Source organism: Nostoc sp. DSM 114167 (assembly GCF_052692655.1).
Map to the genome: position 1 here is coordinate 1,314,053 of NZ_CP195116.1, position 24,005 is coordinate 1,338,057.

Annotated in this window: 20 protein-coding genes and 1 pseudogene; 6 read left to right on the top strand and 15 right to left on the bottom strand. The window is 41.2% G+C overall.

Annotation, left to right across the window (positions count from 1 at the left end; genetic code table 11):
- Positions 1-413: 413 nt before the first annotated feature.
- Both NSTC731_RS05560 and NSTC731_RS05565 read right to left on the bottom strand, forming a co-directional pair.
- Positions 414-2,093 carry an iron uptake porin gene (locus NSTC731_RS05560; RefSeq protein WP_445629940.1) on the bottom strand — a complete coding sequence of 560 codons (1,680 nt, stop codon included), beginning with the start codon at positions 2,091-2,093 and terminating at the stop codon, positions 414-416.
- Positions 2,094-2,225: 132 nt separating this feature from the next.
- The gene (locus tag NSTC731_RS05565; protein WP_445629941.1) at positions 2,226-2,855 is read right to left on the bottom strand and encodes a Crp/Fnr family transcriptional regulator; all 630 of its coding nucleotides are present in this window, start codon (positions 2,853-2,855) and stop codon (positions 2,226-2,228) included.
- A gap of 546 nt (positions 2,856-3,401) precedes the next feature.
- Here NSTC731_RS05565 and NSTC731_RS05570 point away from each other — a divergent pair.
- Positions 3,402-4,301: pseudogene (locus NSTC731_RS05570) on the top strand (IS982 family transposase).
- Positions 4,302-4,396: 95 nt separating this feature from the next.
- On the opposite strand, the gene phoU reads toward NSTC731_RS05570, so the two are convergent.
- The 3 genes from phoU to NSTC731_RS05585 are packed head-to-tail and all read right to left on the bottom strand — an operon-like array spanning position 4,397 to position 7,219.
- Positions 4,397-5,065, bottom strand: a complete 669-nt coding sequence (gene phoU / locus NSTC731_RS05575; RefSeq protein ID WP_445629942.1) for a phosphate signaling complex protein PhoU — start codon at positions 5,063-5,065, stop codon at positions 4,397-4,399.
- A gap of 28 nt (positions 5,066-5,093) precedes the next feature.
- The gene (locus NSTC731_RS05580; RefSeq protein ID WP_445629943.1) at positions 5,094-6,413 is read right to left on the bottom strand and encodes a sensor histidine kinase; all 1,320 of its coding nucleotides are present in this window, start codon (positions 6,411-6,413) and stop codon (positions 5,094-5,096) included.
- A gap of 53 nt (positions 6,414-6,466) precedes the next feature.
- The gene (locus NSTC731_RS05585) at positions 6,467-7,219 is read right to left on the bottom strand and encodes a winged helix-turn-helix domain-containing protein (protein WP_094349166.1); all 753 of its coding nucleotides are present in this window, start codon (positions 7,217-7,219) and stop codon (positions 6,467-6,469) included.
- 513 nt (positions 7,220-7,732) lie between these two features.
- On the opposite strand from NSTC731_RS05585, the gene NSTC731_RS05590 reads away from it, so the two are divergent.
- Together NSTC731_RS05590 and NSTC731_RS05595 are read left to right on the top strand one after the other, a co-directional pair.
- The gene (locus NSTC731_RS05590) at positions 7,733-8,716 is read left to right on the top strand and encodes a hypothetical protein (protein ID WP_445629944.1); all 984 of its coding nucleotides are present in this window, start codon (positions 7,733-7,735) and stop codon (positions 8,714-8,716) included.
- 53 nt (positions 8,717-8,769) lie between these two features.
- Positions 8,770-9,849, top strand: coding sequence for a hypothetical protein (locus NSTC731_RS05595; protein ID WP_445629945.1), 1,080 nt, complete (start codon positions 8,770-8,772; stop codon positions 9,847-9,849).
- Between the two features lie 409 nt (positions 9,850-10,258).
- Here NSTC731_RS05595 and NSTC731_RS05600 read toward each other — a convergent pair whose 3' ends face one another.
- The 4 genes from NSTC731_RS05600 to acpP all read right to left on the bottom strand — a co-directional run bounded on the left by NSTC731_RS05600 (position 10,259) and on the right by acpP (position 14,792).
- Complete coding sequence (locus tag NSTC731_RS05600) at positions 10,259-10,525, bottom strand: hypothetical protein (protein WP_445632025.1); 267 nt, start codon at positions 10,523-10,525, stop codon at positions 10,259-10,261.
- 151 nt (positions 10,526-10,676) lie between these two features.
- On the bottom strand, positions 10,677-12,704 hold the full coding sequence (gene tkt / locus NSTC731_RS05605; RefSeq protein ID WP_445629946.1) for a transketolase: 2,028 nt from the start codon (positions 12,702-12,704) through the stop codon (positions 10,677-10,679).
- Between the two features lie 347 nt (positions 12,705-13,051).
- Entirely contained in the window at positions 13,052-14,302 is a 1,251-nt protein-coding gene (fabF, locus tag NSTC731_RS05610; protein WP_445629947.1) for a beta-ketoacyl-ACP synthase II, read from the bottom strand.
- Between the two features lie 235 nt (positions 14,303-14,537).
- Positions 14,538-14,792 carry an acyl carrier protein gene (gene acpP, locus NSTC731_RS05615; RefSeq protein WP_445629948.1) on the bottom strand — a complete coding sequence of 85 codons (255 nt, stop codon included), beginning with the start codon at positions 14,790-14,792 and terminating at the stop codon, positions 14,538-14,540.
- Between the two features lie 418 nt (positions 14,793-15,210).
- Between acpP and NSTC731_RS05620 the strand changes: the two genes are divergently transcribed.
- On the top strand, positions 15,211-16,116 hold the full coding sequence (locus NSTC731_RS05620; protein ID WP_445629949.1) for a CoB--CoM heterodisulfide reductase iron-sulfur subunit B family protein: 906 nt from the start codon (positions 15,211-15,213) through the stop codon (positions 16,114-16,116).
- A 250-nt stretch (positions 16,117-16,366) separates the two neighbouring features.
- Positions 16,367-16,858, top strand: coding sequence for a hypothetical protein (locus NSTC731_RS05625; RefSeq protein WP_445629950.1), 492 nt, complete (start codon positions 16,367-16,369; stop codon positions 16,856-16,858).
- A gap of 342 nt (positions 16,859-17,200) precedes the next feature.
- On the opposite strand, the gene NSTC731_RS05630 is transcribed toward NSTC731_RS05625, so the two are convergent.
- From NSTC731_RS05630 to NSTC731_RS05640, 3 genes are all read right to left on the bottom strand, one after another.
- Entirely contained in the window at positions 17,201-17,932 is a 732-nt protein-coding gene (locus NSTC731_RS05630) for an iron-containing redox enzyme family protein (RefSeq protein WP_445629951.1), read from the bottom strand.
- A gap of 667 nt (positions 17,933-18,599) precedes the next feature.
- Positions 18,600-19,652, bottom strand: coding sequence for a UDP-3-O-(3-hydroxymyristoyl)glucosamine N-acyltransferase (gene lpxD / locus NSTC731_RS05635; protein WP_445629952.1), 1,053 nt, complete (start codon positions 19,650-19,652; stop codon positions 18,600-18,602).
- A gap of 133 nt (positions 19,653-19,785) precedes the next feature.
- Complete coding sequence (locus NSTC731_RS05640) at positions 19,786-20,868, bottom strand: hypothetical protein (RefSeq protein WP_445629953.1); 1,083 nt, start codon at positions 20,866-20,868, stop codon at positions 19,786-19,788.
- Between the two features lie 293 nt (positions 20,869-21,161).
- Between NSTC731_RS05640 and NSTC731_RS05645 the strand changes: the two genes are divergently transcribed.
- Positions 21,162-21,647: an SMI1/KNR4 family protein gene (locus NSTC731_RS05645; RefSeq protein WP_445629954.1), complete on the top strand. Its 486-nt coding sequence runs from the start codon at positions 21,162-21,164 to the stop codon at positions 21,645-21,647.
- A gap of 99 nt (positions 21,648-21,746) precedes the next feature.
- Here the strand turns inward: NSTC731_RS05645 and NSTC731_RS05650 are convergent, their stop codons facing one another.
- The 3 genes from NSTC731_RS05650 to NSTC731_RS05660 form a co-directional block, all read right to left on the bottom strand.
- The gene (locus NSTC731_RS05650) at positions 21,747-22,982 is read right to left on the bottom strand and encodes an NAD(P)/FAD-dependent oxidoreductase (protein WP_445632026.1); all 1,236 of its coding nucleotides are present in this window, start codon (positions 22,980-22,982) and stop codon (positions 21,747-21,749) included.
- 51 nt (positions 22,983-23,033) lie between these two features.
- Complete coding sequence (rd, locus tag NSTC731_RS05655) at positions 23,034-23,198, bottom strand: rubredoxin (protein ID WP_292774831.1); 165 nt, start codon at positions 23,196-23,198, stop codon at positions 23,034-23,036.
- Positions 23,199-23,483: 285 nt separating this feature from the next.
- Positions 23,484-23,678: a hypothetical protein gene (locus tag NSTC731_RS05660; protein WP_322683898.1), complete on the bottom strand. Its 195-nt coding sequence runs from the start codon at positions 23,676-23,678 to the stop codon at positions 23,484-23,486.
- Between the last annotated feature and the right edge of the window lie 327 nt (positions 23,679-24,005).

The following is a 24,005-nucleotide window of genomic DNA, read 5'->3' on the forward strand; positions in this document are numbered from 1 at the left end:
CTTACGCATTGACAGAAAAGCCAAAATGACAAGTATACTTTTCAAGGCTTATAGCTAGATTTTTCAATAAAATTTTAGCGATCGCACCCAATCAAGGGTGATTGACAAAAGCCTGAAACAACGTATTTACGTTGATACATAAGATAGTTATTTTGTACAGTGCGTAAGTCCTAACTTGATCCAAAAGCTCGCCTGGGTGGATGGTCTGGTTACTTCTCTCAAAGACCTCCGGGGATGCATACCCTCGTTCGAGGTTTGAGGCAATTTGAATCCATCTTTTTAGGCTGGAAACTTGCTCAGGGTGGACTTGTGTATACACGGTAGCCTAGTAGGAGAGGGGAGCAAAAACTCTCCTCCCTCGCCTTTTAGGAGAGGGAGGCTGTCCGGGAGAGGTCTGTCGAACTCACGTAATTTTAGAAGGTGAAAGTAGTACGTAGAGTACCTACGTATTCAGTGTCGTTAGCGTCGTTGTGCTCTGGATTGAAAATTACCAACAAGCCAGGTGTTACCTGAATATTATCGGAAACCTTGTACTTGTAAAGACCCTCTAAGTGATAAGAAGTACTGTCGTCAAAGGTAGTATTGCCGGCAACATTTTTGATGCTACCACCAGTAACTCTGGGTGGTTGACCAAAGATCACGCCTAAAACACTGCCTTCTCCACCAAAGTCTTTCAAAGCAAGCGATCCAGCCCAGTACCAAACATCTGCGTCTGTACCCGCATTTGCACCAGTCAAAGCATCAGCAGTTGTATAACCCCCCCAACCACTAATAGTCAAGGTAGAGCCAAGTTGCAAGGAAGCTTCTATACCGTAGTTATTGGATTCAGTGCGAGTACCAACTCCAAAGGGGTTATTGGCAAAAGCGCTACCTGTTCCTTGGAAGAGACTGTTAGCTGCATTGCCAGCGAAGTAACTACGGGCGTAGGTTAGACCAATATTGAAGGCTTTGCTGGGTTTGAAAGTTAATTGACCGAAGATGGTGTTATCACCATCGAACAGCCCATTATTAATACCGGGATTATTAGCACCAAAGATATTACCAGTACCACTTGAAGGTGCTAAATAAGCACCAGTCAAACTGATAGCTTTGTTAGGATTTAAAGTAACAGTCAAAGCAGCAGAATTTTGACCTTGACGGTAAATCGGGCTAAAACGTCCATAGCGAGAGAGCGCGCCTCTAGCAGAGCTTGTAAAGTCAGGGTTGAAGGTGTTTACGTTTTCGTATAATTCACCACCACTAGCATCAACTTTGACACGCACCGCGTCAGAAAAGTTGAAAGCATAGTTGATTTTATCAATCGCAACACCATTGCCGGTATCTCCATCAAAAGCCAAGCGGGTCATGTTAGTACCAGTACCGGTTGCAACACCACCAACAACGCTACCAACATTAGAAATGGTATTGTTAGCATTCAAACGGATTTGCAACTGGTCTGTACCAGTGAAACTGCTGAGTAAGTTCAAACGAACGCGATCGCTAAAAGTGGTGTTATAATTCAAGTCTTGAGTAGGAGCACCACCAGGAACTGCTCTACTGTCACCAAAAACATCAGACACGGCGAAAATTGCTTCTCCAACCAACTTGGTGGTAGTGGAGAACTGATTAGCTTCCAACTCAGAAGTGCGGGCTTCTAATCCATCTACACGACCGCGCAGAGTTGCTAGTTCCGCAGAATATTCTTCTTGCAAGCGCTGTAAAGTAGCTAAATCTTGTTTGCTGACCAAATCGGCAGTAGCTGTAGCAATCAGTTCGTTAACCCGATCTAAACAGGCGTTCAAACCTGCGGCAAATTCATAACGGGTTAAAGCACGGTTTCCACGATAGGTACTGTTAGGATAACCTGCAATACAGCCATAGCGCTCAACTAGAGATTGTAAAGCTTGGAATGCCCAATCTGTAGGCTGCACATCCGAAAACTGAGAAACTGATGTTACCTGACTCATTTCGTTAGACTCTTGAGTTTCAGATAACTCGCCAACATTTGTTACCTGTTCGTTAACTTCAGCAGCTAAGGCACTATTAGCAACGAAAAATGTAGCTGCTAATACAAGTGGACTAACCTTAAAAAGATTCCAGAATCGTTTTGTCATGTTTTTTGTTTCACTCACACCTACAATAATCCAGCCATGAGAAAATGCTTTTAACACTTCTTTTTTGTGGATTTCACACACAATCACAGCAACGATTATACCTTTCCCCTGTGATTATTACAAGCAATTCATTTAACATGCTGCTGAACTATAGTTTTTAATTAATTGATTAGGTAATCGCAAGATAATGCGGCGTTTGTGACGTAAAACTGTTCCTTCTTCTTCTAACTGCTGTAAGAGTCGGGTAACAGTTACTCGCGTAGTATTTAAAACTTCAGCAATATCCTGATGGGTAATATTTAAATCAATTAGCTTGCCCTTATCTATGTCACGTCCAAATTTTTCACTTAACCAGACTAAAAACTGCCATAAGCGTAGCGAAGTTGGTTTTTGATGCACAATGCTTAGTAGATCCTCTGCTTGTTGAATATGAGACAACAAAGCATTAATATCTTGATGCCACAAATGAGGTGGCACAATGCTTACTTCTACGCCCGTGAGACATTCAATCTGGTAGGGTTTCACTTTAGACAAAGGATAGCCAATCAGATCCCCTAGTCCCCAATAACCAAGAGTGATGAATGTGCCATCTTCACTCCACGTTAAGGTACGAACTGCACCATATTCAATTCGCCAAATTACGTCATTGTATGGTGGAATTACTTCCCGACGGGTAAATATCTGTTGGGGTAATTGTCCGCCCAAAGCAGAACCATTTGACACGGTAGAAGAGTTTGAAGTAGGAATTGGGGAATACATCATTAACCGTAACTACATAATTATTAGGGAATCTCGCTATTTACAATGATTAAGAATCTCTAATAATTTGTATCAAAATTTGCCTATTTTAACTGAAAGTCTATTCTTCTCAATTCAGAGCTAGGAACTAACTCAAAATCTTCTGATGGTAACAACTTTTACTTAAGGGATTTATCAGTGAGATATAGCCAAAATTTTTAGTTGTTTATCCGCTACTTTAATTGTGTAAGTTTAAGAATAGGTAAGCTTTTAGTAAAATATTCGGTTAACTTATTTTTTATTATTTGGTATTTTCTGAAGACTAAGTAAGTATGTAGGCGCAAAAATTATGAAGATATTAGGGTGGAATGGCACTTATAGCAAAGTACTGAGTGCTGTTAGCGAAGCTCGGCGTTTAGCCCGTGCTGAGTAGAAACCCAGTTAGATCGTGGCTTTTAGCAATCAACATTGTCCTAACCCATGTGGCTACGGCTATACTAACCTGAGTTCGGGATAAGGAAAAGGACAGGTAGTAAGCTGAAAATAACAACAAATCCAGCAACCTGTCCTATGTTTAGTTTAGATGCTTTGTTCTGTCATGTAGATGATTTCTGTAAAGCGTTTGAAGCTCAATGGCACAGAAAACTGTTAAATCATGGATGAATAAAACGTGTAAGAGCGAAAAGCTTGTGTTTAAGTGAAATAATGACAATTATCATCGCTTTTCATCAAAATCACTACCGGAATTTCAAACATTTTTATTTGAATCAGGTGAAACAGCAGTGGAGTTCTGCGTTTCCAGGTCTTCCTTCTTATCAACGATTTATTGAATGGATACCATCAACTTTAATACCTTTATGCGTCTATCTGAAGCATTGTTTCGGACAATGTACGGGTATCGGCTTTATCGATTCAACCTGCTTGAAGGTATGTCATAATCGTCGGATTTCTCGGCATAAGGTATTTAAAGGTTTAGCCGCTCGTGGCAAGACTTCCGTGGATTGGTTTTTTGGTTTTAAGCTTCATATTGTTGTCAATGAGCTTGGTCAACTCTTAAATGTGACTCTTACTCCTGGTAATATTGATGACCGTAAACCCGTACCAGATTTACTGTGTAAGCTTTTTGGCAAAATATTTGGCGTTAGCGAAGCTTACCGAAGGTATCGCGGCTATGTTTCTGAAAAACTTGCTTCTCAGCTTTTGGAAGAGTTCGGAATCCAATTTTTCGCTAAACCCCGTCGCAATATGAAGAATAGGCTGATGCGTCTTCATGACAAACTTTTGTCCCGTAAACGCTCAATTATTGAAACGATTAATGATCAACTCAAAAATATTTCTCAGATTGAACATTCTCGACACCGAAGCCCCGTTAATTTTTGCGTTAACGTTCTTTGCGGATTAATCGCTTATTGTCATCAACCTAAGAAACCTAGCCTTCAACTGGAGTGGCTTTTACCTCCTTATCTTTAACCCGAACTCAGGTTATACTAAATCGCTGGATTTAGATCCCCAACTTCTTACAGACATCTGGAGGGTAGAAGTCGGGGATCTTTGCAGCATATCAATTAGGAGCGTTGACCGGTGACAATATATGCTACCCTTTGACCGATATTCGTAGCGTGATCTGCCATACGTTCCAAACAACGAATTGCCAGTGCTAGCAGTATAATTGGCTCGACTACACCAGGCACATCTCGTTGTTGGGCTAAAGTCTGATAAACGCGATCGTAAGCATCGTCTACAGTATCATCCAGATGCTTTAAACGGCGTCCACCGGCTTCATCGAAATCTCCTAAAGCCTTTAAGCTAGTTGCCAGCATCGCCTGCGCGTGAAGGGACATAGCTTCAATGTCGGGTAAAGACGTATGAGGCGCATAAGGAAAAATTTTAATCGCAATTTCAGCTAAATCCTCAGCATAATCGCCAATCCGCTCTAAGTCTCGCACCAACTGCATAAAGGCACTTAAACAGCGCAAATCTGAAGCTGTAGGCGCTTGTAGCGTCATAATCGCCGTACAGTCTGATTCGATTTGACGATAAAAGCGATCGATCTTTTTATCTAATCGGGGAAGTTCTTCAGCTGCTGTTAAGTTACGAGCAAATAACGCTTGGTGGCTGAGGCGAAATGATTGTTCTACCAAAGCACCCATGCGTAATACATCCCGTTCTAAGCGCCTAATAGCGCGTGCGAGTTGTGGTCTTTGAGGATTGGGAGTATTATCGACGGCTTTCACACTTGTTGTCTCAAAGGTGAAGATATTACTAACTATAGTCTTGGCTTAGGGAGTTTGCCATAACTTCAGGAAATTGGAGTTGCATCCACGCACCACCAGTTTCTGGATGGTTCATCGCTTTGATTGAACCACCGTGAGCGATTAGAATTTGCTCAACGATCGCTAATCCTAATCCATTGCCGACAATCGCTCTTATGGAGTTACTATCTTGGGGGGAATGGGTTCGCGCTTTATCTCCTCGATAAAATCGTTCAAAAACGTGGGGTAAATCTACCTCAGAAAAGCCGACTCCAGAATCAATAAGATTTATTTCCAAGATTGAGGAAGCAGGATCGTTATCCTTTGTTGATAATATTTTCGCTTCAACATGAATACTTGTGCAAGGAGGACTGTACTTAATGCTATTGTCTAGCAAATTCAGAAAAACCTGGTAAATCCGGGGTTTATCTGCCTTAATCCACAGATTTTCGGGGCCAGAATAAGAAAAAGACAGATGTTGGCGTTGTGCCAAGGGTTCTAGTGTTTCCCAAACAGATGCAATCAGCGATCGCAATTCTACAGCTTTGGCTTGCAATTGCATATTTGGGTTTGCTTCCATTTGGGTAAGGTCTAACCAGCTTTGCACTAAGTTAATTAGTCGGTCAACTTCTTGCATCAGGCGGTTAACCCAGCGATTTAAAGGCGGTTCTAAGCGGTTTTGTAAAGTTTCTACAACTAAGCGAATCGAAGTTAACGGCGTTCTAAGTTCGTGTGCTAGATCGGAAAAAGAGCGATCGCGTACTTGATTTATATCTAATAGGGGTTGACGATTTTCTAAAAATACTCCCACTTGTCCATTGGGTAAAGGCAAGCTAGAAGCCCGCAAAGCCAGAGATTTGATTGTTGCCATCTCTGCTGCATCATCACAAGATGGATGAAATACCCATTCTCCCGTCTGGGGTTTTTGGCGATCGCGAGTTTGCTCAATTAAATGGTCAAGTTCATAAGACCTGACCAACTCCAATAACAAGCGCACCTGTTCTGGTTGCCACCTTTGCAGATACAAAATTTCCTGTGCCTGTTGATTACACCACAGCAGTTGATTTTCCTCATCCACCTGCAAATATCCCACTGGAGCAAAATCTAGCAGGTCTTGGTAAGTTTGCAATGACTGCTGCAAATCTTGTCGCTGCTGCTTCACCATTGCTATTTTCTGCTGCAATCCAGGAATCAGCAGCAGTCCCATCTTGTCAGAATGCGAGGTTAACGGTCGCAGTAAGCGCCCCAGGTAGCGGTTAAGTTGAATCTGTTGCCAAATCCAAAACCCAATGCCTACCGCTAAACCCAAAAAAAATCCCAATAAAAGCATTTGAGTTGTTAGTTTCTTGGTGACTACTAAAAACTAACAACTATCCCAACTAATTATCCAAACCTATAGCCAAAACCTCTTACAGTCACAATATATTCAGGATGACTGGGGTCTTGCTCTAATTTTTCGCGCAACCACCGAATGTGAACGTCTACAGTTTTACTATCGCCGACAAAATCCGGCCCCCAAACCTGATCGAGTAATTGCTCTCGTGACCATACCCGGCGGGCGTAACTCATAAACAATTCCAGCAAACGGAACTCTTTGGGAGAAAGACTCACTTCTTGACCGCGAACTAGCACGCGACATTCTTGGGGATTTAAAGAGACATCCTTAAATTTTAATACTGGTATTGGTGGTAAATTACTTAAGCGTTGGCGGCGGAGTAAAGCGCGACAACGAGCCACTAACTCGCGCATACTAAAGGGTTTGGTCAGGTAGTCATCTGCACCCACCTCTAACCCCAAAACACGGTCAGTTTCACTACCCTTGGCACTGAGCATTAAAATAGGTACTGGGTTGCCTTGATGACGCAGCAAACGGCAAATATCTAGCCCATTGATTTGCGGTAGCATCAAATCAAGAATAACCAGATCGAAGGGAAGTTCCCCTGAATTGGTTTCAAAACTTTTAAGATACTCTATAGCAGACCGCCCATCGGGGGCAGTTATCACCCCATAACCTTCTTCTTCCAGAGCTACAGCTAGCATTTCCTGGATTAATTCTTCATCTTCTACTACTAGAATACGGCTGGTTTGTCCAATGTCCGTTCTGGCAGAGTATTTGGTCGATTCACTGGTATACATTGATATCACAAAAGTCTAGGACTGTGCTTGTATCAATTAGGATGATTAACTCTATTATCTCGCTTTACTGCAACTGCGCTTCTACTAGGGTTAATTTTTTTAGATTTTATTTACATAAAGTAACATACACCACAGCAGTCTCCTAAATCATAAATCACTGTGGCTGCAAGCTTCTAATAGTTTTTTTTAATTAAGACTTTGAATTTTCGATTCTGTCTTCAAAAGATCCAAAGACATTATTGCATGAAGATTATCTTGACAGAGGAGATTAGGTTAAGTATATTTATCTTAGTACAAAAATACTACTAAACCTCAAAGCAAAAACTATACCTGAAAAACAGAAAGACATATATGTGGAAAATTCGTACCCACTAAGTGTCAGATGTGGATCATTTCAGTATTTCCACTGCGTTAAAAATGTTGATTAAAAGGCTACTCTGATGTCTGCATAGGGTAGTCATTGGTATGGCTTGCTACCCAATAAATCATTTGCCTATTGAAGGGAGTTGGAAGATGACTACAGTTGGAGTCAAAGACAGCAAACAACAACTAATGCAAGCATTTCAACAAATTATTATCCAAAGAAAAAAACTTGAATCTAAAATAGCAACCAAACAAGAGGAAGCAGAAAAGGCAAAAAGTCAAGAAATTCTGCAAGCAGCTTCTGCATATACAGTTGATAGTATTGTCAAAGGTTTAGCTGATTTACAATTAGAGTTTGGGAGTATTCTCAATGGATTATCTGAAAAACTAGCTCAGGAAAATTCCAAGTTAGATGAATTGAACCGAGCTATAGAAATTGAAACTCAACGTCTGCAAGAACTGCAACAAATTAGAGTTGTAGCAGATACTCTAGACGTTTTAAGTCAAGAACACCAAGAAAAATTAAAAATTCTCGAACAAGATACTATTAGCAAAAGGGAAACACTAGAGAAAGAAATTACAATCAGGCGGAAAGAATGGCAAAAAGAGCAAGCAGAGTATGAAGAAAAACTTCAAGCATATAACAATTTATTAGCCAAAGATCGCCAGCAAGAACAAGAAGAATTTCAGTATAAGTTAGAAACTACTCGTAAACTCAATACCGACAGCTACGAAGGGATAAAGCGCCAACAACAAAGGGAAATACTAGAAAATTCTCAAAAGAAAGAGAAAGATTGGGCAGAACGAGAAAAAATCTTTGCTGAACGCCAACCACTCTTTGCAGATTATGAACAAAAGGTAACTACATTTCCTAGCGAACTGGAAGAAGCCGTTAAGAAGGCTAGAGAAGAAGCAATTAAAGAAACCAGTCAAAAAGCTAAAATTGAGGCTGATTTATTTGAAAGAGAATGGGAATCTAACAAACAGAGCTATGAACAAAAAATTCAATCTCTGGAAGAAACAATTAAGAAACAATCTGAGCAAATAGAAGGAATTTCTGCTCAATTGCAAACTGCATTAAAACAAGCACAAGACTTAGCTATGAGGGCTTTTGGTAGTTCTAACCCTAAATAGTTGTGAGTTCATAGCATCTTAATCATTTTGAATTCCTGAAGAGGAGATTTGTTGTGGTGGGGAAAAAACCGACTGATAAGAATACTAAAGTAGAAATTCTTCAGGCGTATGAGGAGTTGGCAAAAGAAAAAGCAGCACTGAAATCAGAACTCGATAAAGTTACCAAATATAACGAGTCTGGAACAAAAGAACAGCCTCAATTAGAACAAAAAACAGCTATGAATCAGCTTTCTAGCGTCCAACAGAAGATGAATAATACAATTGAAAGCTTGGCAAAAATTCAATTAGGTTTTGGCAGTGCTGCTAATGAATTATCAGAACAGCTAACCACGAAAGCTTCTAAATTGGAAGAAATTAGGCGAACTTTAGAAGAAGAAATCCAACAATTAACACAACTGCATAATTTAGAAATTTCTGATGATATCTTGGATACTCTCATCCAAGCCTATGAAGATAATACTAAAGCTTATCAGGAAGAATATAGCCAACGTTCTGAAGTGTTATTCCAAGAAATACTAGAGCAAAGAAATACTTGGGGAAAAGAACAAGAGGAACACCAACGGGCGATAAAAGAACGGAATGAAAACTTGAATAAAACTCGGCAACGCGATGCAGCAGAGTACAAGTATAATTTAGAACTTCAGCGGCAACTGCAAAATGACGAATACGAACAAGAGCAGAAATCGCTATATAAGCAACTGGAAGAATTACTCCAAGAAACAGAAAAGCAGTGGGCTGAACGGGAGAAAGCAATTTCTGAAAGAGAAAAACAATTTGAAGAGTTAAAAGCCAAGGTAGAGGCTTTTCCGAAAGATAAAGAAGCAGCCATCAAAAAAGCTACAGAAGAAGGTAAAGGCATCGCCCACTACCAAGCTAAAGTCAAATCAGATTTATATTCTAAGGAAGTAGAAGGGCAAAAGCGTTTCTATGAACAAAGACTGCAATCTCTAGAACAAACTATTACCAATCAAGAGACGCGTATTCAAAATCTTTCTAAACAACTGGAATCTGCTCTCAAACAAGTTCAGGATTTGGCAGTTAAAGCTATTGAAGGTACTTCAAATGTTAATTCATATCAGGCAATTAAAGAAATAGCTTTAGAACAGGCAAAGACTCAAGCGAAAAATAAATAAGCTGATTTATTTTTGATGTAAATTGCAGAGATTTAATTTAATTAAGTCTCTGCAAGTAACTTTAATAATTTTTATTCGGTTTTCTTTGGTTTTTTGAGGTCTGGGGGAGGTTGTACTTTTTTCTTTGCTGCGCTAACCTGCGTTTGCTTCAATGCTTTGTTGGAATTTTGTTCTTGACTAGACATAGTACCAAGTTTTAATATTTACATTACGGGTATTCTTGATTACATAAATATATCACAGAGAATTTAAGTTTAACTAAAACAAGTTAGTAAATAATATTACCCCTGTAGGAACCTTCACTTTTAGCAGGATAAATACAAATCTTAATAGACATCTGGTGAAAAAGAGATGTAGCAGTGCTATGTCTCTACAAGGAACTGTATTTGGGAACTTTAATTTTTTATTACTATCTCCTTTTCACTGCTGCATCAAACATCTCTATTTGCTCTGGTGTTAAATCATTTAATGTTCCAGAAACTGCCTCTATTACTAAAATACTGTCAATTCTGTCCATTAATTCACCATCAGAGATAGCATTTAGAAATTCTGGTGAAAACTTATCTAATAAATTAACTAAATGTTGAATAATTTCTTGTTTATCTAATCTTTCTTGATAAAGACTATTATCTTGAATTAACTTATCGACGATTTTTGATAACCGTGCGATCGCTATATCTCTTTTCCCTGAAACTTACTGAATAACTTCCTCCTAATTCGTAACTGATTTATTCAATTATAGTTAATCTTCCTCAACCCTTATCTATGTAAAAAAAAGGCGGGCCTTTTAGCCCACCCCACAATATTTTGAGAATATTCTATTGCTATTAACCCAACAATTGTTTAGCCTTAGCTAATACATTATCAACGCTAAAACCAAACTTCTCTAAACAAACACCGCCTGGAGCCGAAGCACCAAAGCGATCGATACTAACAGTATCGCCTTCAGTACCCACGTATTTGTGCCAACCGAAACTAGCGGCAGCTTCTACAGATAAACGCTTGGTGACAGCTTTCGGCAGAATCGACTCTTTATAAGCCGTATCCTGTGCTTCAAACAGTTCCCATGAAGGTAGGGAGACAACACGGACTTTCTTACCTTCAGCCTTAAGTTTTTCGGCTGCGCCGACGGCGAGGCTCAGTTCTGAACCAGTAGCAATCAAGATGAGATCGGGTGTACCTTCGCTATCAACAACGGTATATCCACCCTTCGCCACACCCTCAATCGATGTACCTGCCAAGTTGGGAACGTTTTGACGGGTGAACGCCAACAGAGACGGAGCATTTTGCTTGGCTTTTTCAATCGCTATTTTATAAGCGCCAGAGGTTTCGTTACCGTCTGCGGGACGAAACACTAATAAATTAGGAATAGCTCGCAAGGAAGCGAGAGTTTCGATGGGTTGGTGTGTCGGGCCATCTTCACCTTGTCCAATGGAATCGTGAGTCATCACCCAAATCACGCCAGCTTGGGAAAGCGCGGATAAGCGGATGGCAGCACGCATATAATCAGTGAAGATTAAGAAGGTAGCACCGTAGGGAATTAATCCCGAACTGTGCAGCGCTATCCCATTACAGATTGCGCCCATACCATGTTCCCGCACCCCAAAGTGGATGTTAGGATTTTCGTAGTGCCCTTTTTGGAAGTCGCCTTTACCCTTGATTTCGGTCAGGTTGGAGTGAGTCAAGTCAGCCGAACCACCAATCAATTCAGGTAAAACCCCCGCCAGTTTGTTGAGGCAAGTTTCTGAGTGTTTGCGGGTGGGCGCTGCTTTGTCTTCGGGGGTGTAGGTGGGTAGTACCTTATCCCAACCGTCGGGTAGCTTGCCGTTTAGGTAACGTTCAAATTCAGCCGCTTCTTGGCCATACTTAGCTTTGTAGTCAGCAAAGGTCTTGTTCCATTCTTCTTCGTAGCCTGCACCGCGCTCAACTGCTTTGCGGGTGTGGTTGAGGGCTTCTTCTGGGACTACGAAAGGTTCGTATTCCCAACCCAAATTTTTCCGAGTCAAGGCTATTTCGTCTGCGCCCAAGGCAGCACCGTGAACGCCAGCAGTGTTTGCTTTATTCGGGGAACCGTAACCAATAATCGTTGTTACTTTGATGAAAGAAGGCTTATCGGTAACAGCTTTAGCCGCTTCAATTGCTTTAGCGATCGCTTCTAAATCCGTGTTACCATCTTCGACGTGTTGGACGTGCCAACCGTAAGCTTCAAAGCGCTTGGAAACATCTTCGGTGAATGCCACATCTGTGGAACCGTCGATCGAAATGTGGTTGTCGTCGTACAGAGCGATGAGTTTGCCTAATCCCAAGTGTCCTGCGAAAGAACAAGCTTCACCGGAAATTCCTTCCATGTTGCAACCGTCACCCAAGATTACGTAGGTGTAATGGTCAACAATCTTGCTATCGGGTTTGTTAAATTTAGCGGCAAGGTGCGCTTCGGCGATCGCTAAACCGACTCCATTAGCAATTCCTTGACCTAGTGGGCCAGTGGTGACTTCCACACCTGGGGTCATGAAGTTTTCGGGGTGTCCAGGGGTTTTAGACTCCCATTGACGGAATTGCTTGATATCTTCAATGCTTACACTGTCGTAGCCTGTCAAGTAAAGCAGGGCGTACTGCAACATTGAGCCATGACCGGCAGATAAGACAAAGCGATCGCGATTAAACCATTTGGGATTTTTGGGATTAAACTTCAAAAAGCGATCCCAGAGGACAAAAGCCATTGGAGCCGCGCCCATTGGTAGTCCTGGGTGTCCCGATTTTGCTTTTTCTACGGCATCAATAGCCAAGAAGCGGATCGAGTTAATAGCCAGTTCTTCGACGGACAATTCTTTGGCGGATTGGGTTGCAACAGTCATAATCTCTTGTTTTTAACGACGGGTTAGCACTCTTGGTAGCTTCTCTTGCTGGGGTTATTTTAGATTCCCCACAGTATCCTCATCATCCCACTCCCGCTTATCGATGGACAAGCGGGATCTCCTGAGTTTCTGGTGATAAATCAAGCTGATAATTGGGTCATGCTGAACGCTTAAGTTATATCGGAATGATATTTCTGATACTTTGGGCATTGGGCGTTAGCAGTGCTGAGTGGTGTTAGCGGTAGCGGGGCGTTTAGCCCGTGCTGAGTTAAGAGTTAAGAGTTTTGTTTATCCCCTTGTCTCCCTTGTCTCCCTCATCTCCCCTGCTCCCTGCTCTCCTGCCTCTTTTAAACGTATTTCTTAAAGGCCAGTGTGACATTATGACCGCCAAACCCAAAAGAATTGGATATTGCTATCTCGACTTTTTGAGCGCGGCTAGAGTGAGGCACGTAATCTAAGTCACACTCTGGATCGGGATTTTCCAGATTAATTGTCGGCGGAATTTGGTCATTTGCGATCGCTAGTACTGTTGCAACTGCTTCAATACCTCCAGAACCGCCCAATAAATGACCTGTCATCGATTTGGTGGAGCTAATTGCCACCTTATAAGCATGTTCTCCCAAGGCTTTTTTGATTGCTGAGGTTTCAGTTGAATCATTAGCTGGGGTACTAGTGCCGTGGGCATTAATATAGCTAATTTGTTCGGGAGTTATGCCAGCATCTTTAAGCGCAAGTTCCATCGCTCTAGCGGCTCCAAGCCCACCAGGTACGGGGGAGGTGATATGGTAGGCATCACAGGTCATACCATAGCCGATCATTTCGGCATAAATGTGAGCGCCGCGACTGATGGCGTGTTGCAGTTCTTCTAGAATTAAAATTCCTGAACCTTCACCCAAAACAAATCCGTTGCGATCGCGGTCAAAAGGACGGCTAGCATGAGCCGGGTCATCATTGTTAAAAGACAGTGCCTTGCAGGCGGCGAACCCAGCTATCGACAATGGTGTGACAGCTGACTCCGTTCCCCCACAAATCATCGCCTGGGCATATCCCCCTTGAATTAAGCGAAAAGCATCTCCTATGGCATTAGAACCAGCAGCACAGGCAGTTACAGGACAAGAGTTTGGCCCTTTAGCACCCGTGTGAATTGCCGTTAATCCTGCGGCCATATTGGCGATCATCATTGGGATCATGAATGGACTACAGCGATCGGGTCCACGGTTGAGGTAGATAGTTTGCTGGTCTTCTAATACCTTAATCCCACCAACGCCAGAACCGATGATCGCACCTACCTGTTCTGCATTCAGGTCATTGATCGTTAACTCCGCGTTAGCTAGAGCCTGTTTTGCTGCCGCAACCCCAAATTGGGAAAACCGATCCATACGCTTGGCCTCTTTGCGCTCCAAGTAATCATGCGGATCGAAGTTTTTCACCTCACCAGCAATTCGGCAATCATGGCTAGACGCATCAAATAATGTGATGTAGTCAATGCCATTACGTCCACTCAATAATCCATCCCAATATTCTGTTGCTGTGTTACCTATAGGTGTAATCGCGCCAACACCAGTTACAACAACGCGTTTACGTGTATGATCTGTCATGATTCAGTTAAAAATGGCGAAAAAGCAGCAGGCAAAAAATTTGAGGTTAGCGACTAGGTACTGGTGAGCCAGCGCGGTCTTAAAGGTTTCCTTTACGAGCGACTGGCATCGGATTTGCTGACTTCAAGTGACTGTCGTTAACGTCAGCATTAGTGACATTAGCAGCGTCAGGCGAAGAGTGGCTAGATATTAGAGAAAAATCTCCCCAATCCCAATCCCCAATTCCAATCCTCAGTTAAGCTGAGGCGGTAACTTTGTCATTGATGTAATCTACTGCGTCTTGAACGGATCTAATCTTCTCGGCAGCTTCGTCGGGAATTTCGATATCAAATTCTTCTTCCAAAGCCATCACCAACTCAACGGTATCGAGGGAATCTGCTCCCAGGTCTTCCATAAACTGGGCTTGTGGTGTGACTTTATCTGGGGGATCAACACTCAGTTGTTCGATAACGATTTTCTTGACCTTTTCAAAAATGTCCGTTTGGCTCATAAATAAAAGTCCTTAACCACTTGCTACGATCTGCTCTTTAGAGGAGACATTGTTTTGAGCATATACATCTTATCGTCAAGCGCGATCGCCCGCATACTTCCAAGGGTTTTTCTGCTAGAAAACCTCTGCCATTTTTAAAATAAATGGGGTAAGTTTTCTCTTAACACTTGAACTGTGGAGCGCGCTACGCCATCGCCGATTCCGTGTAAATGCTTTGGTTTTCCAATTATTACTAAAATTTTTGACAATGTCTCATCGGTATTTACAGCCTTGCTAGCAATTAAGAATATGTAGATGCTGCGGCCTTTTAACCTAGACGCTTAAAAGGTAGCTAAACGTCAAACATCAGAATGATGCTAACAAGGAATAATAAAACAGTTATTGTTTAGAGCGATCGCTCTAACCCAAACATACTTCTATGCTACCTCAGACACTGAAATACGCTTACTTCCCTGGTTGTGTTGCTCAAGGGGCCTGTCGGGAACTTTACCAATCAACTCAAGCGCTCACCCAAGCACTGGGCATTGAACTAGTTGAACTTAAAAAAGCTGCTTGTTGCGGTTCTGGCACATTTAAAGAAGATTCGCAACTGCTAGAAGATACAGTCAACGCCAGAAATATTGCCCTAGCAGAAGAATTAAATTTGCCTTTACTTACCCATTGCAGCACTTGTCAAGGTGTTATCGGTCACGTCAACGAACACTTGAAAGAATGTAAGACTTCTAACCCTGTTTACATTGAACAGGTTAATGGCTTGCTAAATAAAGAAGGCTGTTCGCCTTATCGCGGCAGTACTGACGTTAAACATCTTCTTTATGCCTTGGTGACAGATTACGGTTTAGAGGAAATTACCAAACGTGTCACCCGAAAGTTAACTGGATTAAAATGTGCGGCTTTTTATGGCTGTTATCTCCTGCGCGCCCAAAAATCTGTGCCTTATGACGACCCTTTCCAACCGGAAGCGATGGAAAATATGTTTCGGGCGGTGGGTGCAACACCAATTTATTACCGAGGACGGACACAATGTTGTGGTTGGCCTCTTGCTAGTTATGCCACTACCCAATCTTTCAAGATGGCAGGGATGCATATTCAGGACGCTTTAGCATCTGGTGCTGACTGTATGGTTACACCTTGCCCTCTGTGCCACTTAAATTTAGATTCGCGCCAGCCAGAGGTAGAAAAGGTGATTGAACAAAAGCTAGGTTTACCAGTGTTGCATTTACCCCAGTTGATTGCTTTGGCACTTGGCGTTAGTCCAAAAGAACTGGGTTTAGACCGTCACGTTGTTTCCACAAAGCCAGTGTTGGAAAAATTAGGATTTTAGTTTTAGGACTAGCCCTTTTTATCTGATTGGTAAAATCTCTTTTTTCTCTCTGCGCCCTTTGCGTCTGTGCGGTTCAAAAGTATTTTATTTAACCACGGAGGCGCAGAGAACACAGAGTTAAGAGGTTAAAGAGAGTTTATTGAGCAAAATTTAATCCACCTTGAAAGGCTAGTTCTAATACCAATTTGAAAAAAGAATGCAACAAATAGACCATTTGTAGAGACGCGATGAATCGCGTCTTTACCCAAGAATGTGTTGCAATCAATTTTACAAAGAAAAAATTAGAACTGATTTTGAATATAATATTTGCGAGACTTTTCAAGAAAAATTTGAAATAGGATGTGTTATTTTTACTCCTGAAGATACATTTAATGATGAAGCTATTGACATTCAAGAATTTGCTATTAAAGCTTTAAAAGAAGAAGTACCAGCAGGTATTTTGAATGCTTTTAAACGACATATTTGGTACGCAAAACGCGCTGCAAGTGAAATCTGTGTTTTTAAAATCTCTATCAATAAAGTTATAAGTTTCGCTATTTGTATCCATGGTTATGTAGATGATGGGTGGGATAATAGCGGTGACTTTATTGAAATTTACGATGAGCAAGGTGAACTAATGGAATCAAAGATATTGTATGCAGATGAAGAAGATTGGAAAAAATGGAGATGGATGGATCGCCCAATTCTATCTAATGATTTTAACTCATTTGCACCTCCTTGGTTAGAGGAAGGAATATTGTAGAAGATATTAGATACGGTCATCTTCTTCGGAGCGCCCGCATTCGGTGACGTAATTGCTGTAGCTGAGGATATCAGTTTGAGTGTGCTCACTCCTGGAATTACATTTACTATCTAAGGCTTTTAATAGAGACTTTCAAAAATTGCCGAAGAATTCAGGAGCAAAGCAAGAACAGCCGCGCCTTGGCGTTAGTCGTATAGAATAATAACCTTGTTGTATTCTGACAACTGACGCCTTAATTCTGTTTTGATAAAAAAATTTCCAAAATTAACCAACTTACAATATATAAGACTGGTAATTTTGGATAACTTTAATTAAACTTTAATTTTGAGATTCGCTTTGGTATTAGCTTCGTAAAGTCAACGCTTCTTTTTCAATGTTTTCATCCATCCAAGAAAACATATCGCCAATTGATTTAACCATATCTTCAACTCCTTCACGGAAGAGTTCAACATCTTTCTCAGACTTGGTATAAATTTGCGCCACTTGAATCAATTCGTCTGTATGTTCTGGGTCTAAGTGGCAGTGGAGATGAAAATATTCGATGGTATGGTCATCAATACCTTTAAATATCTTACGAAGCCCTTCGATGTATTTGATGAAAATTCCAGGTAAAACTTGCTCAATTGCTGCAAATCTTCCTAAAGAACGTACTATAGGTTCATCATCACAAAATTCAAATTTCTTAAAACGTAATGCCGGAATGAGAAACGCTCCATCATCGGCATTGATATCAATTTGAGGGCAATCAATACCTTTCATAAAACGCATAAATAATGCTACATGAGCAAGGTCTGAGTTGAGTTCTCCATGCTCAGTAAATGCATTTTCTAGCATAATCGTTCTAGCATGGTAACTATCCATTTTAGACGCGACTTTCAGAAAAGCCATATTGAATCTGTTTGAGCCAGGTAGCATTTTCATTGCAAACTGGCGGATTGCATCTTGTGAAAATTCTCCTTTGGCAAAGCGTTGAACAAAGGGATGTAGAGACAAATCCTGTGCTGTTGTGAGTTCTAACAAAACTTGCTGTAATTGGTTGGATATCTTAGCATCCAAAGAAAGAGTTGCAGTCATTATTCTAGCAGATAAGTGGGTTGTTGTTGATGCTTGATTGTCTAATGGGGCGTGAATATCTAGACAATTATTCACGCAGCTTGCATAGCAAAAAATGCATACTCTTTGCAACTATGTTTGAGAGTATGTTTGCAAATGCTGATTAACAAATACTTGATTGATTTGATGTGAATAATAAACAATTACTCAGGCAGTTCACATAGTAAAATGTACAAACCTTTTGTAACTATATTTCACAAGTTTGCAAATCCTTATTTAGGTTAGTATCAGCTTGAAAATTGACATTATCTTCAAGAATTGAAGCTAAACTTTAACTATAATGCGTTCCAAAAATTTTTGTTTTTGGTTAACTGAATGTACGTACATTCATCATGAATGATTTGTTACCTCTTTTGCAGAAATCCCGTACAAGTTCGTACTTTGTCCTAATAAAAATTCTAGTGTGTTATTTTTTTGTAAGCAAATAAAAAAACATCATTAACTAAATCTTTATTTTTTTGTACAAATTTCTAAAGTTGGTATAAGATAATCAGAAAATTTTCGTGTCATCTGTCAATAGGAATAAAAATAAAATCCTCTTGAAGAAGAATACAGAATGGGACGTGCAAGATTCACGCCCCACAAGAATTATTTTGAATTTGGTTATGTAATTTAGATAACTTTCAGCTTATTCATTGCTATTTTGGAATTTACGTTGCAATTGTTTTAGCGATTGATACATATCTGGCAGGCGACCATAGACAGCACATACCTTGAGATACAGTTTGTAAGGAAGGGCTGGAGTTCCACAAACAACTTCTCCTGGTGCAACATCGCTGTGAATTCCAGTTTGAGCAGATGTCATCGCCCCATCTCCAATTTTCACTTGATTGGCTATTCCTGTTTGTCCAGCTAAAATAACGCGATTTCCCAGTTTCACCCCTCCTGCCATACCAACCTGACCTGCGATCGCACAACCAGAACCGATTTGGCAACCGTGACCGATTTGCACTAAGCTATCAATTACTGTATTGCGACCTATCCGTGTTTCTCCGACTGCTGGGCGGTCAATGCCAGTGTTACAGCCAACTTCTACACCATCTTCTAAGACTGTATAGCCTGATTGTTCCATTTTGAACCAACCAGTCCGGGTGGGAACAAAACCAAAGCCTTCTGCACCAATCACAGCACCACTGTGAATCACGCAATCTGCACCGATGCGGGTGCGTTCGTGAATGGTACAGTTGGCGTGTAAGGTGGTGCGATCGCCTATTTTGGCATCTGGATAAATCACCACGTTGGGATGAATGATTGCCCCATTACCAATTTCTACCCCTTGTTGAATCACAGCATGGGGGCCAATATAAACATCACTACCAACTTTTGCGGTGGAGTGAATTACTGCGGTGGGATGAATTTCTGGGGTAGGGCGATATGGTTGATAAAAAAGTGCGATCGCTTTGGCAAACAATAATCGCGGATCTGGGGTTGCTAGCCAAACAATATCCCTTTCTTGTGCAAGCGCTTGTAATTTTTCGTCCTGGGGCAAAATTAAAGCACTAGCATTGGTATTACCGACAAAAGACCCAAATTTTGCACTTTCTACGTAACCGATCGTACCATTGGTAGCTTCATCAATGGCTGCTACCCCTGTAATTTCTGGGTCTTGGTCTGGGTTGCTAGTCAGGCTATGATTGGTAGCCGCGTCACCAAATTGACGGAGGATTTCGCTGAATTTCATTGTTGGGTGTGTTTAAAATCGATCTACAATTGCAAGATAATTTTCCCTCTTTATGCTCCAATACAATAATTTTGTAGACGCGTAGCGGTGAGGCAATCAGACTGTTTCTAGTTTCGCTTCAAGTTGGATTACTTCACTGACATTCTTCTGTTGATGGCTCTCGTGAGCTTACTTTCACTGCATCTTGTCTCAATAGCGTCTTGAGGCGTTGATTATCTTCGGTAGCGATCGTTTCACCATAGTGATGAAGTTGAAAAAGCTGGCAATACCGGTTTTGTTTAGCGCAAATCAAGCAGCCATAGGCATTATTACCGTTAGTACCGCATAGCCGATGTCCCATCACCGGGCCGAGAGAAATATTTTGCTCGCTAGCAACAATGCTGAGAATTGAGCGCAGTTTTGACTCGAATTCTAACGACAAGTATTGCTTACGTCCTGGTTGTGTGCGATCCCATTCTGGAACGATTAATCCCTGTTTTAACAGACTTGCTTCAATTTCTTCAGACATCACAAGCCCAGACAGAATAACGTGACGGGAAACATGAGGCAATAGTGTCCGTGCTAATTGCCACATTAAAGCTTCATCAAACCACTCTTCAACCAGTGGACGCAGATACCAACAACAGGGAATGCCAAGGTTTACTAAATCTTGCAACAACTGTACCCGACTCTGAATTGAGGCTTGCTCATAGCCTGGTTTCAAGGGTGGTAGACTAACAAAGACAGTGACTCGAAGTGAATGAGGTCGCTCTAGAGTTGTTTTGAGGCGCTCTAGAAAAGATTGACCGGGATGGACTTTGGTGGTGATGTAGACGATATTGGCGGCTTTGCGGTCAATCAGTGCATCCAGAATTGATAGTACGCGTTCTCGATGGGCTGGAATAAAAGGGTCAGAGTAATCGCATAGTGAAATCGGAAAACCCTTTTGTCCCTCTGGGGTAGCAAAAATGTAGTCTAGCAAAAGATCGAGCAGGTCAACTGGAGATGAGACATCCTGAAAGTTTTGTGGATAATGATGCCAGTCACGGTCTTGATGGCAGACACAATAGGCACATTCAATCGGGCAGCGATTTTGGACATTTGGTAGAAATGGATTGAGGCTGAAGTATTTTACAGCACGCTTCTCATCAGGAATACCAAGCACTGGAAAGCCATGCAGCATATACTGGCTTCCCTGCAACGTAATTGCAGACGCAGCATTTTTATCAGTATTCATATATTTTTTATGCGAAAATTAATACACCCTGAAAAATTTGTCTTCTCTAGGGTGGCTGGTGTGAATATAGAGTGGCAAGGTGGGAAATGCTGGAGGATTAGTAAGAATTTTGATAAGTAAATATAGTTAAGTAGGGCTTGCTTGTTCCTAAAGAACTGGTAAATGGGCTCGGGTTAACACGGAGATGCTCTTGGTAACAAGTTTTAAAAGTAGACTTTTGCCATTTTGTACTAGTCAGATAATTAATAATTAAGATAGAGATTATTTATCCTCTAAACAGTTCAAGTTTTAAAATGATTAATAATATACAAGAATTAAGAGAGCGCTTGTTTACTAGTGGAATAGTAACAAATGAGCAAGAGTTACAAGGATGTACCTCAGAAGAAATTGCATACATTGAAAGTAAATATGGAGTTTTACCAAGGACTTACAGAGAAATCTTAGGCTTACTTGGGCATAGCGCCGGAAAGCTTATTAGAGGATCGGAATTGGAGTTTTATTTCGACCAACTTATTAAAATGAATGAGTGGCAGCAAGAGATTATCCTTGAGTCTATTGCTGAGGGAGAAGAATGTACACCCTTACCTGAAAATGCTTTCTGTATCTGTGCTTTACATGGAGATCCGTGGTTTATTATTGCCAATGGACAAGATGACTGTTCTGTTTATTTTCTACATGACGATGGCATTAGAATCAAAGAGTCCAGTAAATCTGTAATGGATTGGATAGAGGAAATTGTAGAACAAGTTGAATATTTGATCAGGAGAGGACTAAGATAGATATTCAACTTGGTAAAAAGAGTTAGTATTAAGCCTTCATCTAAGCACTTTAAGGCTTACTACTAACTCTTTTAAACTGTCATAATCTCTGTAGTAGCATTAATCGCTAGTCGCCATTGCTACGCCTGCTAAATAACCGGTTGTCCAAGCACTTTGGAAGTTAAACCCACCGGTAACGCCATCAATATCTAAGATTTCTCCAGCAAAATAAAGACCAGGAACTAACCGACTTTCCATCGTCTTGAAGTTGACTTCTTTGAGCTTGACACCGCCACAGGTAACAAATTCTTCTTTGAAGGCTCCTTTACCGTTGATTAAGTATTGTCCCTGAGTAAGTTCTTGCACCAGTTGATTTAAGGTTTTACTAGATATTTCTGCCCAACGGTCTTCTGTGGTAATACCTATACGAGCAATGATATATTGCCAGAGACGATGGGGTAGCTCGACGCCGCGATGCAATGCGATCGCTTTTTTTCCCCATTCATCCTTAACTGCTAAAACTTTTTCTCGCACTTGTTCATGATGCAAATTAGGCAGCCAATTAATCAATAATCTGGCTTGATAGTGGCTTTCGTGCAGAACTCTCGCACCCCAAGCAGAAAGCTTCAAAACAGCCGGGCCACTCAAACCCCAGTGGGTAATTAGCAATGGCCCAGTTTGTTGTAATTGGGATTTTCCGCCCGCAGATAACCGCAATTGAGCAGGATTAACGCTAACTCCAGCCAATTCCCGCAATTTTTGATCGACAATGTTGAAGGTAAATAACGAGGGTACTGGCGGTTCAATTTGATGACCTAACTCTCGGACAATTTTATAACCTGCAAGGCTGCTACCGGTCGCTAAAAGTAGGCGATCGCATTTAATTGTCTCTCCCGACTTCAGAAAAATATCAAACCCCCCATCTACTGAGGTTCTTACTGAAGTTACATGCGTACCGATACGGAGTTTCACCCCAGCTTTCGCCACCGCTTTAATCAGACATTCCACAATCGTTTCTGAAGTATTGGTGACAGGAAACATCCGGCCATCAGCTTCCGTTTTGAGATAGACTCCACCAGCAGCAAACCAAGCTACTGTATCTTGAGGCCCAAACCGAGTCAAAGCGCCCCGCAAAGCTTTTGCACCTCTGGGGTAATTTTGCACTAACTCCTCCGGCTCAAAGCAAGCATGAGTGACGTTACAGCGTCCGCCACCAGAAATTAGCACTTTCGCTAGGGGTTGACGACTGGCTTCGAGTAAAGTAACTTGGGCATCAGGATTGGCTTTAGCACAAGCGATCGCGCCAAAAAATCCTGCTGCCCCACCCCCAATAACTACAATTTGTAACGGTAACAATTTCAAAAATGTCTCTTTTACAGCACCTACTTTCTAGGCTAGCTGTTATTTTCACTCTTCATCAGGTTCAAAGTCGTCTTTTGTTGCACCACAAGTTGGACACGACCAATCTTCTGGTATATCTTCAAAAGCTGTTCCCGGTGCTATATCGCTATCTGGATCGCCTTCTGCTGGGTCATATATATAGCCACAAACAGTACATTTATACTTTGCCATGCTCCTTTTTCCTCGTAAATTATTGGCATTGCTTCCCTATTAAATACTTTTGGGAATGAGTCAAAATAAGCAAGCCACAATTCTTAAACGAGACTACGGTATGAAAATCAAACCGCTTCGCAAAGTCATTAGTCATTAATGTCCAAGAGAAACCACGTCCCTTGTGGACGTGACTTGAATTAGCCCGTAGTCATTAGTTTTTTTCGCCCAAAAGGGCAGAGGTATATACCAAAAACTCTTGTATCTTAAACAAATGACCAATGACCAATGACAAATGACCAATGACTAAAAACGCCACCATGTCCTTTGGGCGTAACTGATAATTCCGATCGCGATCGCCCCAAGTAGCAGTAGCCAAATAATTCCACCTGGGATAAAAGTGAGAATACCAATACCTCTCAGTACCCAAACGGCAACGCTAATGCCGAGAAGTATACCAAAAATCTGGATTAATCTACGATTTAAAGAAGATTGATTCACCTAATTTTCCTCTCAATTCAACAGACATTACACTTGATATTGATAATTAAAATATGAAGTTACGATGAAGTTATAGTTTCATCAGAAATAACACGTAAAAACCGAGAGATCCTGTCCAAACGTTAGGGTAAGGGACTTGATGTTAAATCGTGTTTGTGCCATTCTAGCTGTTAACAACGCAGTTTTTCATCTACAAATATTACTTTGACAAAACTTACTGGAGTATTAATTATGTTAATTGTGATAAGAAACACAGTTTTTACAGTAAAGTAACTGAAATGATCGGCAAAAAATTATCCTTTCCGGAAAAGATAAGTATTAAACTGG